Origin of the sequence: Micromonospora sp. WMMD812 (genome assembly GCF_027497215.1) — a bacterium.
GTDB lineage: Bacteria > Actinomycetota > Actinomycetes > Mycobacteriales > Micromonosporaceae > Micromonospora.
Genome location: NZ_CP114904.1, coordinates 3,037,679 through 3,055,649, shown reverse-complemented (window position 1 = coordinate 3,055,649; position 17,971 = coordinate 3,037,679). Strand labels below are relative to the sequence as shown.

Below are 17,971 nucleotides of genomic sequence, written 5' to 3'. Positions count from 1 at the left end.
CGTCCCATGCGTTACATCGCCACGCCGCCGGGGTACAAGGCGGAGCACGGCGGATGGGGACATCGGCTGGGTGGCGCGGCGGTCGGATCGGGAGGGCGCATGAGTTCGGCGCTGGGGGGCGCGGACGAGGGGCAACTCCCGAGTGACGGTGAGTTGCCCCCGGCGTTGGCCGCGGCCTTCGCCGCCGGCGGCGAGATGGGCCGCCACCTCGGCGCCTTCGACTGGGGCGGCAGCCCGTTGGGCACCCCGGCCCGGTGGCCGGCCGCACTGGCCGGCGCGGTCGGCATGATGCTCGCCTCCAGCGCGCAGATCGTCATGTTCTGGGGCGAGGACGAGCTGGCCTTCTACAACGACGCCTACCGGCCGACGATCGGCAGCAAGCACCCGGACGCGCTGTGCCGGCCGGCCCGGACGTCCTGGGCGGAGACCTGGGACGTGCTCGGCCCGCTGCTGGACGGTGTGCGCCGCACCGGCCGCTCCTACCGCGGCGAGGACCACCCCTTCCTGATCGATCGGCACGGCTTCCTGGAGGAGACCTACTTCGACGTCTCCTACGACCCGATCATCGGTGTCGACGGCGCGGTCGCCGGCATTTTCTGCATCGTGAACGAGACCACCGGCCGGGTGATCGGCGCGCGTCGGCTCCGGGCGCTGGCCGAGCTCGGGTCCGAGCTGGCCGACGTCGGCACCGTCGCCGAGCTGGGCCGGACCGCCGCCGCCGTGCTCGAACGGCACCGGGCCGATGTGCCCTTCGCCCAGATCTGGCTCCGGGACGACGCCGGCCGGTTCGCCCTGGCCGGGGCCAGCGGCGTCGACCCGGCGACCGCCGGCACGTCGCCGGAGGTGTTCGCCCGGGTCGGTGACGGAGCCGAGGTGGCGGTGGCCGACCTGCTCGATCCGGTGCCGGCCGCGGCGGCCGACCGGGCGCTGGTGCTGCCGGTCACGGCGACCAACGAGACCGTCGGCGCGCTGGTGCTGGGCGTGGCCCGCCGGCTGCCGCTCACCGACGAGTACCGGAACTTCCTGGACCTGGTCGCGGCCCAGATCTCCCGGGCGGTGGGCAAGCAGCGGGCGTACGAGCAGGAACGCGACCGGGCCGCCGCGCTGGCCGCCCTGGACCGCGCCAAGACCAACTTCTTCGCCAACGTCAGCCACGAGTTCCGCACCCCCCTCACCCTCGTGCTCGGCCCGCTGGAGGACCTGCTGGCCGACTCGGCGCTGCCGGCCGCGTACACCGACCGGCTCACCGTGGTGCACCGCAACGCGTTGCGCCTGCTCAAGCTGGTCAACACGGTGCTCGACTTCTCCCGGCTGGAGTCGGGCCGGCTGGCCGCCCGCTACCAGCCCACCGACCTGGCCGACTACTCGTCCCGCCTGGCGAGCACGTTCCGCTCCGCGATCGAACGCGCCGGCATGCGCCTGGTGGTCGACTGCCCACCGCTGCCCGCGCCGGTCTTCGTGGACCGCGACATGTGGGAGAAGATCGTCCTCAACCTGGTGGCGAACGCGGTCAAGTTCACCTTCGACGGCGAGATCCGCGTCCGGGTCCGGGCGGTGGACGGGAAGGCCCGCCTGGAGGTCGTCGACACCGGGGTGGGTATCGCCCCGGGCGAGCTGCCGCACGTCTTCGAGCGGTTCCACCGGGCGCCCGAGGTGCGCGCCCGGACCCACGAGGGCACCGGGATCGGCCTGGCGCTGGTCCGCGATCTGACCGAGATGCACGGCGGCGAGGTCGCGGTGACCAGTCGGGTCGGTCAGGGAAGCGTGTTCACCGTGACCGTCCCGTTCGGCTTCGCGCACCTGCCCGCCGAGCGGGTCGCCGACGCCGGGGGGCCGGCACCCGCCGGGTCGGAGCAGGCCCGGCTCTACGTCGCGGAGACGGCGATCTGGACCGGCGCCGAGGAGTCCGTGGCCACCGGCGGACGGCCCACCGAAGGCGTTCGCGCGGGCCGGATCCTGGTCGTCGACGACAACCCGGACCTGCGCGAACACGTCACCCGGCTGCTCTCCCCGGCCTGGGAGGTCGTCACCGCGGCCGACGGCGCGCAGGCGCTGCGGCTGGCCGTGGAGGGCGCGTTCGACCTGGTGCTCACCGACGTGATGATGCCCCGGCTGGACGGGTTCGGGCTGGTGACCGCCCTGCGCGCCGACGATCGCACCCGCGACGTGCCGATCGTGCTGCTCTCCGCCCGCGCCGGCTCGGCCGAGGCGGTGGCCGGCCTGTCGGTCGGCGCGGACGACTACCTCACCAAGCCCTTCTCCGGTCAGGAGCTGATCGCCCGGGTCCGGGCCAACGTCGAGCTGGGCCAGCTGCGCGGTCAGATCATCCGCCGGCTCCGGGCGCTGGCCGACGCGGCGGTGGCGGTGAACACCGCCCGGTCCACCGGGGACGTGCTCCAGGTCGCCGCCCGGCACGCGCTCGACCTCGTCGCGGCTGCCCGGGTGCTGGTCGCCGCGGGTGGCAGGCGCGTCGAGGCGGACGCCGGGGGCCGTAGCGGCCACGACCCGTCGTTCGTGCTGCCGCTGACCGGCAGCGGCGGCGAACCACGGGGAGAGCTGCGGGTGTGGCGGGCGGACGGGGACGGCGCGGAGACCGACAAGGCCGCGCTGGCCCAGCTCGCCCGGCTGGTCGGCGTACGGCTGGAGAACGCCCAGCTCTACGAGGCCGAGCACCGGATCGCCACCACGTTGCAGCACAGCCTGCTGCCCCGGGCTCTGCCCCAACTGCCCGGCGCGGTGGTCGCCAGCCGCTACCTGCCGGGCACCACCGACGTGGAGGTCGGCGGTGACTGGTACGACGTGGTCGCGCGCGACGGCGCCGAGCTGGTGCTCGTCATCGGTGACGTGGTCGGCAAGGGCGTGCAGGCCGCCGCCGCGATGGGCCAGGTGCGCAACGCGCTGCGGGCGTACGTGCTGGAAGGCTTCGACCCCGGCGAGTCGCTGACCCGGCTCAACCGGCTGGTCAGCTCGACCGAACGGCGGTCCTTCGCGACCGTGGTTTGCCTACTGTTCCACCCCCGCACCGGCCGGCTGCGCTACGCCAGCGCCGGTCACCCGTCCCCGCTGGTCATCCGGGGAGGCGACGTGGCGTTCCTGCACGACCGCGCGCTCGGGCCGCCGGTCGGCGCCATACCGGACGCGGCGTACCGGACCCTGGAGGGGGAGTTGCCCGCCGGCAGCCGGTTGCTGCTCTACACGGACGGGCTGATCGAGGACCGGCACGTCGGCATCGACGCGGCTCTGGCGCGGCTGCGCGTGGACGCCGCCACCCCCGGCGAGCACGTGACGGACCTGATCGACGCCGTGGTGGCACGCGTCGAGGGCCGGCCACGCCGCGACGACGTGGCCGTGCTCGCGCTGGAGGCGGCCGAGCCCAACCGCTTCACGCTGCGCCTGCCGGCCGACCCGACCCGACTCAGCGTCCTCCGCAAGCGGCTGGAGGACTTCCTCGTCGCCCACGGCGTCGGGGAGACGGACCTGTTCGACCTCACCGTGGCCATCTCCGAGGCCGCCGCCAACGCCATCGAGCATCCGGTCGCCCCGACCGAGCCGATGGTCGACATCGACGTGACGATCGAGGACGGGACGGTCGTCGCCACGGTGCGCGACAGCGGGCACTGGCGCGAGTCGACCGGTTCCGGGTTCCGGGGGCGTGGGCTCTCGCTGATCCGGGCGTTGGGGGAGCTGTCGGTCAGCCGTAGCGCGACCGGCACCGAAGTGACACTGCGCCGGCGACTACAGGGCTGAGCCGCCCGCCGACGCGACGGTCCGTACGCGGCCTGCCGCCGTGACGGGCGCTCGGCTGCGGCCGTGACGGGCGGTCCGCTGCCGCCGGCGCGGAACCGCCGGGCGGGCTCAGGCGGGATCGAGCCAGGCCTGCTCGCCGAGGCCCGAGATGTCCAGCACTCGGCGGACCTGCCGGGACGGCAGCACGGTGATCGTGCCCGGGAACTGCTGGGCCAACCGCACCAGGGCGTGGATCGCGGCCGAGTCGAAGAAGGTCACCGCGCGCAGGTCGAGCGTCAGCCGCGCGGCCGGCTGCCGGAGCGCGGTCTGGAACATGGTGTCGGCGGTCGCCATGTCGACCTCGCCGGTCACCACCACCCGGAGCTGATCACCGTCGGTCTCCGCCGTGGCGGAGAAGACGGGCGGCACTGCCCCTTGATCCACGCAGACACGATGGCACAGCGGGCCGGGCCGGGCAACAACCCGTCGGACCGGGCCGTGGCGGGGTTCACGTCGGTCGCGGCGATAGGCTTGTCCCATGACCGTCCGTGCGCCGCTGACCCCAGGCACGCTCTCCCCGTGGCGACCGGTGCCTGCCCACATCGCCCGTCCCGAGTACGTGGGCAAGAAGGGCCCGCAGGAGTGGCGGGGGTCGCACGTGCAGACCCCGGAGACCATCGAGAAGATGCGGGTCGCCAGCCGGCTGGCCGCGCAGGCGACCCAGCTCGCCGGGGAGCACTGCAAGCCGGGTGTCACCACCGACGAGATCGACCGGGTGGTGCACGAGTTCCTCTGCGACCACGGCGCCTACCCGTCGACGTTGGGCTACAAGGGCTTCCCCAAGTCCTGCTGCACCAGCCTCAACGAGGTGATCTGCCACGGCATCCCGGACACGACCGTGCTCGAGGACGGCGACATCATCAACGTCGACGTGACCGCGTACATCAACGGCGTGCACGGTGACACCGACGCCACGTTCTGCGTCGGCGCGGTCAGCGAGGAGGCCCGGCTGCTGGTCGAGCGGACCCACGAGGCGATGATGCGCGGCATCCGGGCGGTGGCCCCGGGCCGCCAGATCAACGTGATCGGCCGGGTCATCGAGTCGTACGCCAAGCGCTTCGGCTACGGCGTGGTCCGCGACTTCACCGGCCACGGGATCGGCGAGTCCTTCCACAGCGGCCTCTACGTGCCGCACTACGACAGCCCGCGCCCCACCGACGTCATGGAGCCGGGGATGACCTTCACCATCGAGCCGATGATCACCCTCGGCACCTACCAGTACGACATGTGGGACGACGGCTGGACGGTGGTCACGAAGGACCGGAAGTGGACGGCCCAGTTCGAGCACACCATCCTGGTGACCGAAGACGGGCACGAGATCCTGACCCTGCCGTGACCGACACCCCGGCGGCGCTGCGCGAGGCGCACCACGCGGACGTGTCCGGCGGCTGGCTGCGGCCGGCGGTGTTCGGCGCCATGGACGGCCTGGTCACCAACATCGCCCTGATCGCCGGGGTGGGTGGCGGCGGCGTGTCGCCGCGCAGCATCGTGCTGACCGGCGCGGCCGGCCTGGTGGCCGGGGCCATCTCGATGGGGCTGGGTGAGTACACCAGCGTCCGGTCGGCCAACGAGCAGGTCGCCGCCGAGGTGGCCAAGGAGCGGCGGGAACTGGAGCGGCACCCCGAGGCGGAGGCGCGGGAGCTGGCCGACGCCTGGGTGGCCCGCGGGCTGCCCCGGGATCTCGCCACGCAGGTGGCCGAGACCGTCCGGCGAAACCCGGAGGAGGCGCTGCGGGTGCACGTCCGGGAGGAGTTGGGCGTCGACCCGGACGAGCAGCCGAGCCCCTGGGCCGCCGCGTTCTCGTCGTTCCTGTTCTTCTCGGTCGGCGCGCTGGTGCCGCTGCTGACCTACCTCGTCGGCTTCACCAGCCTCGGGCTGGCGCTCGGCGTGGGCGGGCTCGGTCTCTTCGCCGCCGGTGCGGTGGTCGCCCGGTTCACCAACCGGGCCTGGTGGTCCGGCGGGCTACGCCAACTGCTGCTGGGTGCGGGGGCCGCCGCCGCGACCTACGGGATCGGCGCCCTGATCGGCGTCCAGGGCGGCCTCGGCTGACGGCGGACGGGCGGGTCAGCTCGTGAGGAGATCGTCCACAGTGCCGTCGACCGGCTGGCCCCGGGCGGCCAGCTCCGCCGACTGGCGCGCCAGCACCGCACCCACCTCGGTCATGTCCGCGCCGGCCAGCCCCGTACGGCGGACCGCGTCACCGGGATCCCGGAAGTAGGTCCGGCCGAGTAGGCCGTTCACCGTCGCCGCGGCCAGCCGGGCCTCGCCGAGCATGAGCAGCGCCTGGTCCGTCTCGTACCACTCGGCCAGGCGCGCGGCCCGGGCGTGCGCCGCGTAGCCCCGGTACCAGGCCTGCCGGGCGGCGGCGCTGAACTCGGCCGGCCGGGCCCGGGCCAGGCGGCCCAGGTGCTCGTCGCGCAGGGTACGCAGCCAGTTCGTCGGGTCGTGCAGCGAGCGGGTGGTGACGTAGCGGTCGGCGGTCAGCGGCCAGAGCGGCGTGATGGTCCGGGCCTGCCGGAGGTAGTCGTCCGCCCCGGCCACCGTGAGGTCGACCAGCACGCCGTCCACGCGACGGGTGGCGGGGCTCGGCCCCGATTCCGGCCGGTAGGTCACCACCAGCAGCCCGACCTCGCCGTCACCGCCACCGTCGTCGTCGCCGTGGGCCAGCGGCCCGTGCACCGCGACCGCGAGCACGTCGGCGGGGAACCGCCGCCGCGCCGCCGCCGCCACGCGCTCGGCCACCGTCCACCGGGGATCGGCCAGGTGTCGGTCGACCTCGGTGTCCTCGCTGCTCGCGTCCACGCCGACCACCCCTGCCTCGCGACTGTGCGGACAGCTCCGCCGCACCGCCGGCCGGTCAGGGTGACCGACGGCCGCGACCGCCCGCGCCGGTCACCCCGCTGGCACCACCCTAGCCACGCTCGCCCGTTCCGCCCGGCTCGCCGCGCCCGACCGGGACCAGTCGAAAGATGCGGATCTCCCGGCCGCCGGCCCGACGCACGTACGTGCGGTACGCCGGCCACTCGGTGACCAGCAGATGCCAGAGCCGGTCCCGCTCGGCGCCGGTGGCGACGTCGGCGCGCACCGGGATCCGTCGGCCCCGTACGTCCACCTCGGCGCCGGGTTGGGCGAGCAGGTTCATCGCCCAGCCGGGGTGGTGGGTCTGGCCCCAGTTCGAACCGATGACGACGAAGGCGTCGCCGTCGCGGACGTACAGCAGGGGGTTGCTGCGGGGCTTGCCGGAGCGGCGGCCGGTGGTGGTCAGGACCAGGGACGGGATGAGGCCCAGCGCGACCACCCGGCCCCGGGTGAGCCGCCCGACCATTCGATCCGCCGGGACGAGCAGGCGCGCGGCGGCACCGAACCAGCGGTGGTGGCCGACGCGGCGGGTGAGGGCTCCGAGCACGGACATCGGGACAGTGTGCCGGTCCGGCGGTCCCGACGACACCCCCGGCGGGTGGGGCCGGTCGCCGGCACCGGCCCGTCCGCCGGTGCCGTCGGGCGTACCGCCCGCCCCCCGCTCAGTCCAGCCGCCGCTCGATCGGCAGCCGGGATCGGGTGAACAGGCCCGCGCCGAGCATCGCCACCAGCGGCACGAGCACCAGGACGCCGAGCGCCGACCAGGGCACCACCAGCGGGTACGGGTCCTCGACCGGCCAGGTGCCGGCGTACTGCCGGTTGATCGAGAAGATGATGATGCCGGCCGAGCCGAGGCCGGCCACGATGCCCAGCACCGAGCCGAGCCCGGCGATCACGCCAGCCTGGCAGAGCGACAGCAGCCGGCGTACGCCCGGACTGGCCCCGACCGCGGCGAGGGTGGAGAGGTCGGCGCGGCCCTCGGCGGCGGCGAGCCCGGTGGCGATCCCGGCGGCCCCCACGGTGATCAGCCCGGCGCCCGCCGCGAGCAGGAGCAGCAGCGGCGCCTCCTGGCTCGACGGGCTGCCCCGCTCCACGTTCACGAGGTACCCGCCGGACGGTCGCAGCGCGGCGGTGAACCGGTCGAGCCGCCGCTGGTCCGGCGGCGTCGGCGCGGCGACCGCCCAGCCGGTCGTCGTCCAGCTCAGCCCGAGCCGGGTGGCCGCGGCGGGGGAGAGCAGCAGCCGGTCCGGGCCGATGCCACCGGTCAGGGCGTAGCCGGTCAGCACGCTGACCGTGTTGACCGGCGGCCCGCCCTCCGCACCCCGGTCCACCTCGACCGCCACTCGCCCGTCGCGCAGGTAACTCGGGTCGGTCACCACCACGCCGCCGGCACGCAGCACCGCGGCGGCCGCCGCCGCGTCCGCCGGAGGCGCGCCGGTGAGGATCGGCAGCGCGGCCCCGTCGTCCACCAGCACCTCGACGTACATCCCATAGGGGTCCCGGGCGTTCAGGTGGCAGCGCGGGTCGGCCCGCGCCTGCCGCCGGTCGGCGGCGCTGAGCACGTCGCTCGGCACCCAGGGGCAGACCCGTTCCGGGGGCCGCACCGGGTTGACGGTGCAGATGGCGGTCGGACCGCGGTCCGGGTCGCAGCCGATCGTCCCGACCGGCGCCACCGCGTCGGCGTCCAGGTGGGTCCGGGCTGCGGCGCCGACCTGCCCGGGCGACGGTGGCGGCCCGTCCGGGTCGCGTTGGGTGACCAGCAGGTGCCCGGGCGGCATGGCGGGCCGGTAGGTGGCGGCGTTGCGGGCCGTGTCGCTGGCCAGGTACGTGCCGAGCGCCACGCTTCCGGCGACCGCGGCCATCACGGCGGAGATCGCCGGTGCCGCGGAGGCCCGGTTGCGGCTGGCGTCGCGCAGCGCGATCCGGGGCGCCAGTGGCAGGGCCCGGCCGAGTCGGGCGAGCAGACCGATCAGCGTGGGCGTGCAGAAGACGAGCCCCAGCTCACCCAGGATCAGCCCGGCGAGGATCACGATGGGCGCGGTCCGGGCGGCGCCGAGCGCGGCCAGCGCCGCGCCCCCGGTGGCGAGGGCCAGCCCGAGCACCAGCCACCGACCGCGGTGCCGGGGCGGGGTGCGCCGGCCGGCCAGCCCGGCGACGACGTCCTGCCGTGCGGCGGTCCAGGCCGGGGCGAGGGCGGCGAGCACCCCGGCCAGCACCGCGACACCCGCGATGACCACCAACGCGGCCGGCCAGCATCGGTAACCGCCGAAGCGTGCTCCGAAGACGTACTCCTCCATCAGGGGCCGGGCGGCGAACGCGGCGCCGACGCCGAGGACCAGCCCGGCGGCGGCCCCGAGGCAGCCCAGCACCACGCCGTCGGCCAGCACGACCCGGCGCAGCTGGGTGGCGTCGGCGCCGGCCACCGCGACCAGGGCCAGATCCCGCCGCCGGCGGCGTACGCCGACCGCGAAGGCCGGCCCGACCAGCAGCACCACCTCCAGCAGCCCGAGTCCAGCGACCAACACTCCGGTGCCCAGGTCGTTCATGCTGGTCGGTAGGCCCTGGTCGGGCCCGAGCCGGGGGCCGAAGCCGGGCCCCGTCGCGGTCCGCGTGGTCACGACCACACCCCGCTCGTTCAGCCGGTGGACCAGGTCGGCGTCCACCGTCCCGGGCACGTCGACCAGCCAGTTTGAGTCCGGCGCGCCCTCGGCGGGCGGCGCGCCGGTCGGGTGCAGCGTGATCAGCGGTCCGAGGTCGTCCGGGAACTCGACCACCCCGACCACCCGGTACGACCGCGCGCCGCGGGCGCTGGTGACCGTGTCGCCGACCCGGGCGTCGAGGCGCCGCAGCGCGGCGGGGCTCGCGGCGATCTCGCCCGGGCCGACCGGGACCCGGCCGGCCCGCAGCCGCACCGTGCTGCGGGCGAGCGGGTCGGTGAGGTCGAGCGTGCGGCCGGGTAGCTCCGCGTCGCGGCCGTCCACCCGGAAGTCCACCGGGGTCCACCCGCGCACCTCGGTGGCCCGGGCGCCCGGCCCGAGCAGCGCGGTCACCTCCTCGGTGGTGGCCGGGCGGCCGAGCGCCGGTTGGTCACCACCCTTCGGGTACCAGCTCTCGCCCCATTCGTCCTGGACGATCGGCAGGTCACCGACCCAGCGCAGCCCGGCATCGGCGCTCCCCAGCTGCCGGTCGATCCGCTCGCCCCGGGTCAGCTCCGCCATGTCGTAGCTGGCGGCCAGGAAGGTCAGCACCAGTACCGGCAGGGTGATCATGGCCAGCACGAGTGCGGTCCGGCCCCGGGCCCGGCGGGCCTCCCGGCGGGCGATGCGCAGCGCCGCCCGCCACGAGCCGATCAGCTCCGCGGTGCGCCGCCGCCCGCCCGAGGCGCCGCCTCCGGCGCCGGCCGGGGTGGGCCGCCGCCCGCGCGACGGGGGCCGGACGCCGGCCGGCAGCCGGAACCGTACGCCGGGCCGGACGGTCACCGTCCGCTGCCGGTCAGCAGTTGCTCGACGCTGCCGAGCGGGGCGGTCGAGTCGACCAGCACCCCGTCCCGCAGGAAGATCACCCGGTCCGCCCAGCCGGCGTGACGCGCCTCGTGCGTGACCAGCAGCCCGGCGGCGCCGGCGTCGATTCGGCGGCGCAGCAGGTGCAGCACGGCCTCACCGGTCTGGGAGTCCAGCGCTCCGGTCGGCTCGTCGGCCAGCACCAGCCGCCGTTCGCCCACGAGCGCCCGGGCGATGGCCACCCGCTGCTGCTGGCCGCCGGACAGCTGGTCCGGGAAGCGGTCGCCCAACTCCGGCAGCCCCACCTCGGCGAGCGCGGCCAGCGCGAGCTTGCGGGCCCGCCGCACGCCGGTGCCGTCGAGCTCCAGCGGCAAGGCGACGTTCTCCACCGCGCTCAGGCTGCCGATCAGGTTCAGGTTCTGGAAGATGTAGCCGATCCGGCGCCGGCGCAGCTGGGCCAGGCTGCGGCGGTCCAGCGCGGCCAGCGGCTGGCCCTCCACGCGGACGTCACCGGCGGTGGGGCTGTCCAGCCCACCGGCGAGTGCCAACAGGGTGGACTTGCCGGAGCCGGACGGGCCCATCACGGCCACCAGCTCCCCGGCCCGGACGGTCACGCTCACCCCGCGCAGCGCGTGCACCGCGGCGGCGTCGGCGCCGTGGGTGCGGTGGACGTCACGGAGCTCCAGCACCGCGCCGTCCGGTCCGCTCACCGCCGCGCCTCCTCGTCGACCGGTCGGTCCGTCCCGGCCGGCGGAGCCGCGACCTGCGGGCGCGGACCGGGCGGACGGTACCGGACCAGGCTGGTCTCGCAGTGGTCCAGCCAGCGGACCTCCGCCTCGGCCTGGAACACCATCGCGTCCAGCACGAGCCGCCAGGGCAGGTCCTCGGGCCGGTCGCTGGCGTACTTCAACCGGGTCAACTCCTGCAACGCCCGCATGGTCGCGCTGCGCTGGGTCTGCACCACCGACTGCACGTCGACGCCGGGGGTGGTGAGCGCCAGCGCCAGTTTGATCGCCAGTTCGTCCCGGGGTCGGTCGGTACGGCTGATCGGGGTGGCGAACCAGAGCGCGAGGTCCGCGCGGCCGGCGTCGGTGATCTCGTACGGGCGCTGCCCGGCCTCGCTCTCCGGCAGCGGGCGCACCAGCCCGTCCCGCTCCAGCCGGGACAGCGTGGTGTAGACCTGCCCGATGTTCAGCGGCCAGGTCGAGCCGGTCGACTCCTCGAACGCGGCCCGCAGCTGGTAGCCGTACATCTGGCCGCGTTCGAGCAGGGCCAGCAGCCCGTGACGGATGGACATGGCCCGGAGTATGCATACCTGGTATGCGACCTGCAAGCCGAGCGCCGTCTTCCGGCCTGTCCGCCCGGCCGGCTCGGCGACCGGACGGACTGGGCGGCGATGACGGGTGAGGCGGGTGGGACGGCCGGCCAGGTGGGGCGGCGGGTCAGGTGGGGCGGCCGTCAGGTGGGGCGGCGCGTCAGGTGGGGCGGCCGGGGAACGCCACGGTCAGCGGGGTGACGCCGGCGGTCCGTCGCCACCGGGTGGCCCGGACCGCGTAGTCGAGCAGCGCGTCCAGCGCCTGGTCCCGGTCGGCGCCGGTGGTGGCGGCGAGCGCCGCCCGCCAGTGCGCCGCGGTGCGCTCCTCGACCTCCACCGCGAGCCGCAGCGCGCTCGCCCGGTCGGTGACCGGGAACGGCAGCGCGTACCCGGCCCGGTCCGGCGGAACCGTGCCGCCCCCGGTGCTGAGCTGCACCATCAGCGCGTCCCGGCGGTGCCGGTGCGCCGCCTCGGCCTGCCGGGCCGCCTCCCGGGCCGGTCCCGAGAGCCGGACGCCGATCGGGCCGTAGGCGAAGATGGCGGCGTACTCGGCGCTCAGCGCCGCGCCGAGGGCCTCGGCCGGGGTGGGTGCCGCCGCTCGCTCGATCACTTCAGTGCCTCCAGGTGGGTGGCCCGGGCGGCCGCGACCGACCCGAGCAGGGCGGCCCGCTCCGCGGGGGCCGCCGCGCAGGCCGTGACCGCGGCCTCCCGGCCGGCCTGTTCCCGCTGCCGCAGCTCGGCGAGCGCGGCGTCCGGCCCGGTCGGCGGCGTGCCGGTCGATGCCGGGGCGGTCGAGGGCAGTGTCACTCCGATCACCCGGGCCAGCTCGGCGGCGTGCGCCTGGTGCGCCTCGGCGATCGGGGTGAGCCGGTCGGCCAGGTCCGGGACGGCGCCGGCGGCGGCGCGGTAGCTCGCCGCGAGCGTCAGCGCCTCGTCCAGCAGCGGCCGCAGCGGGTCGGGCGCCGGCGGCGGACCGTCGTCGCGGTCGAGAAGATCACAGCCGGTCAACGGCGCCACGCCGCCGCCGAGGGCCAACAGCCCCCCGGCGCGCAGCAGCCCGCGCCGGGAATGCCCGGAAGTCCCGTTGCGCTCTGCAGTCGTGCCCGTCGCCACCGGACAAGTCAACACCATGCGCGACGGTACGTGGGTCACCGCGTCGGTGCGCCGCCCGGCCGGGTGGCCGTCAGGCGCGTTACGCTCTGCGCAGCCACCGGCGCGTTCGCTCCGGTGGCGAGCCGGCATGGGGCGGGACCCGCGGGTCGCCGTCGATCAGGAGAAGGGTGCGGAGATGACGCAGCGTGGCCGTGCCACCAGGTCGACCGGGCGGCCCCGCGGCGGCGAGCGCCCGGGCGGCGGCGAACGGCCCCGCGGCGGTGACCTCGCCACCCGGCGCAAGCAGTTGCGGGACGTGATCGAGCCCGTGGTGAGCGCCGTCGGCTACGACCTGGAGGACCTGACCGTGTCCCGGGCCGGCCGCCGGCACGTGGTGCGGGTGATCGTCGACGCCGACGGCGGGATCAACCTGGACGCCGTCGCGGACGTCTCGCGGGCGGTCTCCGCGGCCCTCGACGCGGCCGAGGAGGCCGGCGGCGACATCCTCGCGGGGGAGTACCAGCTGGAGGTCAGCTCGCCGGGTGTGGACCGGCCGCTCACCCTGCCCCGGCACTGGCGGCGCAATGTCGGCCGGCTGGTCAAGGTGACCACCCGCGGCGCGGGCGCGCTCCCCGGCCAGCGTGGCGAACAGCCCACCGGCGACCGGCAGCTCACCGGCCGGGTGGTGGAGGCCGACGCGGAGCGCGTGGTGCTGGACACAGACGCCGGCCGCTCGGAGTGGACCTACGCCGAGCTCGGCCCCGGCCGGGTGCAGGTCGAGTTCAGCCGCCTCGACGAGATCGAGGAATCGAACGAGCTCGACGACACCGGCGAGACCGGTGACGAAGACGACTTTGACGACGAAGATGATGTGGAGGACGAGGAGAGGTGAACATCGACCTCGCGGCGCTGCGCGCACTGGAGCGCGAGCGGGAGATCCCGTTCGACACGATCCTCGCGGCGATCGAGACCGCGCTGCTGACCGCCTACCGGCACACCGACGGCGCCGAGCCGCACGCGCGGGTGGAGATCGACCGCAAGTCCGGCGCGGCCCTGGTGTACGCGCAGGAGCTGGACGACGAGGGCGCCGTGGTGCGGGAGTGGGACGACACCCCGCACGACTTCGGCCGGATCGCCGCCATGACCGCCAAGCAGGTGATCCTCCAGCGGCTGCGGGAGGCCACCGACGAGGTGCACTTCGGCGAGTACGTGGGTCGCGACGGCGACCTGGTCACCGGCGTGGTGCAGGCGCACGAGGCGCGCGCCGAGAAGGGCATCGTCAGCGTCGACCTCGGCAAGCTGGAGGGCGTCCTGCCGCAGTCCGAGCAGGTGCCCGGCGAGCGGTACGCGCACGGCGAGCGGATCCGCTGCGTGGTGGTGCACGTGGCCAAGGGAATGCGGGGCCCGCAGATCACGTTGTCCCGGTCGCATCCCGCGCTGGTGAAGAAGCTGTTCGCGCTGGAGGTGCCGGAGATCGCCGACGGGACCGTCGAGATCGGCGCCATCGCGCGTGAGGCAGGTCACCGTACGAAGATCGCGGTCCGCTCCACCGCGCCCGGCGTGAACGCCAAGGGCGCGTGCATCGGCCCGATGGGGCAGCGGGTCCGGGCGGTGATGAGCGAGCTGCACGGTGAGAAGATCGACATCATCGACTGGTCGGACGACCCGGCGACCTTCGTCGGAAACGCGTTGTCGCCGGCCAAGGCGCTGCGCGTCGAGGTGGTCGACCTGGCCAGCCGGACCGCCCGGGTGACCGTGCCGGACTTCCAGCTCTCCCTGGCCATCGGACGCGAGGGGCAGAATGCCCGCCTCGCGGCCCGGTTGACCGGTTGGCGGATCGACATCCGTTCCGACGCGGAGCAGAGCAGCCCGGCCGCCCGGAGCGGAGCTGATCACGTCCCCGAGCCGGGCGGCGCGATCTCCGGGAGCTAGGGGTAGACTTTCTCAGTGGCACGACGCGCGCGGCCGGAGCGCACCTGTGTGGGCTGTCGGCGGCGAGCGCCGGCCGGCGAACTGCTGCGGATCGTCGCGGTTGGCGACGAGGCTGGTCACAGCCTCCGGCCCGATCCGGCCCGCAGGCTGCCGGGTCGGGGGGCGAACATGCACCCGGATCCGGCCTGCTTCGCGCTAGCGGTGCGGCGTCGCGCCTTCGGGCGTGCGTTGCGTGTCACCGGGGTTCTCGACCACGGTGAGCTCGCGGAGCACATCGATGCGTCATCCACGACGTCCGGTCAGCCCGACCGGACGCGGGTCGCTAGCAAGGTAGGACGACCGACATGAGCACACGATGAAGTCCCTGAAATGACCAGGCTTCAAGTGCACGAGTGAGGTCGCTGCGGGTGCTGCCCGCACGACCTCGGAGTGAGGAGTGCAGTGGCAGGCAAGGCCCGCGTACACGAGCTTGCGAAAGAGCTCGGGGTCGAAAGTAAGACCGTTCTCGCCAAGCTGAAGGAAATGGGCGAGTTCGTCAAGTCCGCGTCCAGCACCGTCGAGGCGCCCGTCGCCCGGCGGCTGCGTGGCGCATTCGTCGCGTCCGCCGGTGGTGCTTCGGCGCCGGCCGCCCCGCCGGCGGCCACCCCGAGCCCGGCGCCGTCTCCGACCCCCGCGCCGACCCCGGCCCCGGGTGCCCCCCGGGTCTCGGCCCGGCCCATGCCGCCCCGGCGGCCGGCCGCGCCGACGCCCGGGCCGAAGCCCAAGGGTCCGGTCCCGGGTCCGCCGCAGCCGGCGGCCCCGGTCGCCAAGCCGGCGAGCGCGCACGACATCGAGGTGGCGGCCGCCGAGGCGCGCGCTGCCGCCCTCAAGGCTGAGCAGGAGGCCGCGGTCAAGGCCGCGCAGGCCGCCCGCCAGCAGCAGCGGGAGAACGTCCGCCGGGAGCCTCCGGCCGAGGGCGGTCCCCGTCCGGGTCCGCGTCCGGGCCCGAACGCGGTGCCGCCGCGTCCGGGGACCCCGTCCGCCGGTCGTCCCGGTGGCCCGACCCCGGGCCCGGGTGCCCGGCCGGGTGGTCGTCCGCCGGCGCGCGGCGCCGGTAACAACCCGTTCGGCATCCAGGGCGGCCAGCAGCAGCGGCCGCCGGCCGCCGGTGCCGGCGGTCCCCGCCCGAGCCCGGCCGGCATGCCGCCGCGGCCCAGCCCGGCCTCCATGCCGCCGCGGCCCAGCCCGGCGTCGATGCCGAGTCAGCGTCCCACCACGGGTCGCCCCGGCGGCCCCGGTGGCGGTCGTGGTGGCCCCGGTGGCGGCGCCGGTCGCCCCGGTGGTGGCGGCGGCTTCCGCGGCGGTCCCGGTGGCGGTGGCGGAGGCGGTGGCTTCCGCGGCGGTCCCGGCGGCGGCGCCGGCGGTGGCGGTGGCTACCGCGGCGGCCCCGGTGGCGGCGGCGGTGGCGCTCCCGGCGGTGGTTTCCGCCCGGGTGGTGCCCCGGCCGGTGGCGGTGGCCGTCCCGGTGGCGGCGGCCGTGGTCGCGGCGGCGGTGCCGCGGGTGCCTTCGGGCGTCCGGGTGGCCGGCCGACCCGTGGTCGCAAGTCCAAGAAGCAGCGCAGACAGGAGTTCGACAACCTGTCGGCCCCGACCATGAGCTCGGGTGCACCCCGGGGTCAGGGTCAGGTCGTCCGGCTCTCCCGTGGCGCCTCGCTGTCCGACTTCGCCGACAAGATCAACGCCAACCCGGGTTCGCTGGTCCAGGAGATGTTCAACCTGGGCGAGATGGTCACCGCGACCCAGTCGTGCTCCGACGACACCCTGCTGCTGCTGGGTGAGCACCTCGGCTTCGACGTGCAGATCGTCAGCCCGGAGGACGAGGACCGCGAGCTGCTCGCGCAGTTCAACATCGACCTGGACGCCGAGGTGTCGGAGGACCGCCTGGTCAGCCGTGCGCCGGTGGTGACCGTCATGGGTCACGTCGACCACGGTAAGACCAAGCTGCTCGACGCGATCCGCAAGGCGAACGTGGTGGCCGGCGAGGCGGGTGGCATCACCCAGCACATCGGCGCCTACCAGGTCCACGTCCCGCACGAGGGCGAGGACCGCGCGGTGACCTTCATCGACACCCCGGGTCACGAGGCGTTCACCGCCATGCGTGCCCGTGGTGCCCAGGTCACCGACATCGTGGTGCTGGTGGTCGCGGCCGACGACGGCGTGATGCCGCAGACGATCGAGGCGCTCAACCACGCCAAGGCGGCCGAAGTGCCGATCGTGGTGGCGGTCAACAAGGTCGACAAGCCGGAGGCGAACCCGGACAAGGTCCGCCAGCAGCTGACCGAGTACGGCCTGGTCGCCGAGGAGTACGGCGGCGACACGATGTTCGTCAACGTGGCCGCGAAGCCGGGCATCGGCATCGAGGACCTGCTCGAGGCCGTGCTGCTGACCGCCGACGCGTCGCTGGAGCTGACCGCTCCGATCGACGGGCCGGCGCAGGGTGTGGCGATCGAGGCGCACCTCGACAAGGGTCGCGGTGCGGTGGCGACGGTGCTGGTGCAGAAGGGCACCCTGCGGGCGGGCGACTCGATCGTCGCCGGTGGGGCGCACGGCCGGGTCCGGGCGATGCTCGACGAGAACGGCAACCAGGTCGCCGAGGCGGGGCCGGCGCGTCCGGTGCTGGTCCTCGGTCTGACCGCGGTGCCGGGCGCGGGCGACACCTTCCTCGCCGCGGCGGACGACCGCACGGTGCGGCAGATCGCCGAGCAGCGGCAGGCGCGGCGACGGGCGGCGGCATTCGCCAACTCCCGTGGTCGGGCCACTCTCGAGACGCTCATGGAGCAGCTCAAGGAGGGCGAGAAGACCTCGCTCAACCTGGTGCTCAAGGGCGACGTCTCCGGTTCGGTGGAGGCCCTCGAGGACGCGCTGTTCAACCTCGACATCCCCGAGGAGGTCCAGCTCAGGATCATCCACCGGGGCGTCGGCGCGATCACCGAGAGCGACGTCATGCTCGCGAGCGCCTCGTCCGAGGCGGTCACGATCATCGGCTTCAACGTCCGGGCCGCCAACAAGGTCCGGGAGATCGCCGACCGCGAGGGCGTGGAGATCCGGTACTACACGGTCATCTACCAGGCCATCGAGGAGATCGACGCCGCGCTCAAGGGGCTGCTCAAGCCGGAGTACGAGGAGGTCGAGCTGGGCACCGCGGAGATCCGCGACGTGTTCCGCTCGTCCAAGATCGGCAACATCGCCGGCTGCATCGTCCGCTCCGGTCTCATCCGCCGCAACGCGCGGGCACGCCTGCTGCGCGACGGGGCGGTCGTGGCGGACAACCTCACGGTCAACTCCTTGAAGCGGTTCAAGGACGACGCCACGGAGGTCCGGGAGGGCTTCGAGTGTGGTCTGACCCTGGGCGGGTTCAACAACGTCCAGGTCGGCGACATCATCGAGACCTTCGAGATGCGGGAGAAGCCGCGCGCCTGATCCCGCGGTGAACGCTGGTCAAGGGGTT

14 protein-coding genes and 2 pseudogenes are annotated in these 17,971 nt (G+C 74.9%); 8 read left to right on the top strand and 8 right to left on the bottom strand.

Annotated elements, in window-relative coordinates:
* Positions 1–99: 99 nt before the first annotated feature.
* Positions 100–3,747, top strand: a complete 3,648-nt coding sequence (locus O7603_RS13940) for a SpoIIE family protein phosphatase (RefSeq protein WP_281576131.1) — start codon at positions 100–102, stop codon at positions 3,745–3,747.
* Between the two features lie 108 nt (positions 3,748–3,855).
* Here the strand turns inward: O7603_RS13940 and O7603_RS13935 are convergent, their stop codons facing one another.
* The gene (locus O7603_RS13935) at positions 3,856–4,170 is read right to left on the bottom strand and encodes an STAS domain-containing protein (protein ID WP_281576130.1); all 315 of its coding nucleotides are present in this window, start codon (positions 4,168–4,170) and stop codon (positions 3,856–3,858) included.
* Between the two features lie 94 nt (positions 4,171–4,264).
* On the opposite strand from O7603_RS13935, the gene map reads away from it, so the two are divergent.
* The gene (map, locus tag O7603_RS13930) at positions 4,265–5,122 is read left to right on the top strand and encodes a type I methionyl aminopeptidase (RefSeq protein WP_281576129.1); all 858 of its coding nucleotides are present in this window, start codon (positions 4,265–4,267) and stop codon (positions 5,120–5,122) included.
* Positions 5,119–5,835: a VIT1/CCC1 transporter family protein gene (locus tag O7603_RS13925; RefSeq protein ID WP_281576128.1), complete on the top strand. Its 717-nt coding sequence runs from the start codon at positions 5,119–5,121 to the stop codon at positions 5,833–5,835. The genes map and O7603_RS13925 overlap by 4 nt, the downstream gene beginning before the upstream one ends.
* A 15-nt stretch (positions 5,836–5,850) precedes the next feature.
* On the opposite strand, the gene O7603_RS13920 is transcribed toward O7603_RS13925, so the two are convergent.
* The 7 genes from O7603_RS13920 to O7603_RS13890 all read right to left on the bottom strand — a co-directional run bounded on the left by O7603_RS13920 (position 5,851) and on the right by O7603_RS13890 (position 12,516).
* Positions 5,851–6,588, bottom strand: a complete 738-nt coding sequence (locus O7603_RS13920; RefSeq protein WP_281576127.1) for a nucleotidyltransferase domain-containing protein — start codon at positions 6,586–6,588, stop codon at positions 5,851–5,853.
* Between the two features lie 109 nt (positions 6,589–6,697).
* Positions 6,698–7,198 carry a nitroreductase/quinone reductase family protein gene (locus O7603_RS13915; protein WP_281576126.1) on the bottom strand — a complete coding sequence of 167 codons (501 nt, stop codon included), beginning with the start codon at positions 7,196–7,198 and terminating at the stop codon, positions 6,698–6,700.
* Positions 7,199–7,307: 109 nt separating this feature from the next.
* On the bottom strand, positions 7,308–10,124 hold the full coding sequence (locus O7603_RS13910; RefSeq protein ID WP_281576125.1) for an FtsX-like permease family protein: 2,817 nt from the start codon (positions 10,122–10,124) through the stop codon (positions 7,308–7,310).
* Positions 10,121–10,855, bottom strand: coding sequence for an ABC transporter ATP-binding protein (locus tag O7603_RS13905; protein WP_281576124.1), 735 nt, complete (start codon positions 10,853–10,855; stop codon positions 10,121–10,123). Before O7603_RS13905 ends, O7603_RS13910 begins: the two co-directional genes overlap by 4 nt.
* Positions 10,852–11,442 (bottom strand): PadR family transcriptional regulator, encoded by a 591-nt coding sequence (locus tag O7603_RS13900; RefSeq protein WP_281576123.1) that lies wholly within the window; start codon positions 11,440–11,442, stop codon positions 10,852–10,854. Before O7603_RS13900 ends, O7603_RS13905 begins: the two co-directional genes overlap by 4 nt.
* A 178-nt stretch (positions 11,443–11,620) precedes the next feature.
* Positions 11,621–12,067 carry a ferritin-like domain-containing protein gene (locus O7603_RS13895; RefSeq protein WP_281576696.1) on the bottom strand — a complete coding sequence of 149 codons (447 nt, stop codon included), beginning with the start codon at positions 12,065–12,067 and terminating at the stop codon, positions 11,621–11,623.
* Positions 12,067–12,516, bottom strand: coding sequence for a hypothetical protein (locus O7603_RS13890; RefSeq protein ID WP_281576695.1), 450 nt, complete (start codon positions 12,514–12,516; stop codon positions 12,067–12,069). The genes O7603_RS13895 and O7603_RS13890 overlap by 1 nt, the downstream gene beginning before the upstream one ends.
* 232 nt (positions 12,517–12,748) lie before the next feature.
* Between O7603_RS13890 and rimP the strand changes: the two genes are divergently transcribed.
* The 5 genes and pseudogenes from rimP to infB form a co-directional block, all read left to right on the top strand.
* A complete protein-coding gene (gene rimP / locus O7603_RS13885) occupies positions 12,749–13,444 on the top strand; it encodes a ribosome maturation factor RimP (RefSeq protein ID WP_281576122.1) in 696 nt (231 codons plus the stop codon).
* Positions 13,441–14,484, top strand: a complete 1,044-nt coding sequence (gene nusA / locus O7603_RS13880; protein WP_281576121.1) for a transcription termination factor NusA — start codon at positions 13,441–13,443, stop codon at positions 14,482–14,484. Before rimP ends, nusA begins: the two co-directional genes overlap by 4 nt.
* 15 nt (positions 14,485–14,499) lie before the next feature.
* The gene (locus O7603_RS13875; protein ID WP_281576120.1) at positions 14,500–14,832 is read left to right on the top strand and encodes a YlxR family protein; all 333 of its coding nucleotides are present in this window, start codon (positions 14,500–14,502) and stop codon (positions 14,830–14,832) included.
* Between the two features lie 93 nt (positions 14,833–14,925).
* Positions 14,926–15,660 (top strand): annotated as a pseudogene (locus O7603_RS33040) (translation initiation factor IF-2 N-terminal domain-containing protein); the annotation flags it as partial.
* A gap of 162 nt (positions 15,661–15,822) precedes the next feature.
* Positions 15,823–17,943 (top strand): annotated as a pseudogene (gene infB / locus O7603_RS13870) (translation initiation factor IF-2); the annotation flags it as partial.
* Positions 17,944–17,971 lie beyond the last annotated feature (28 nt).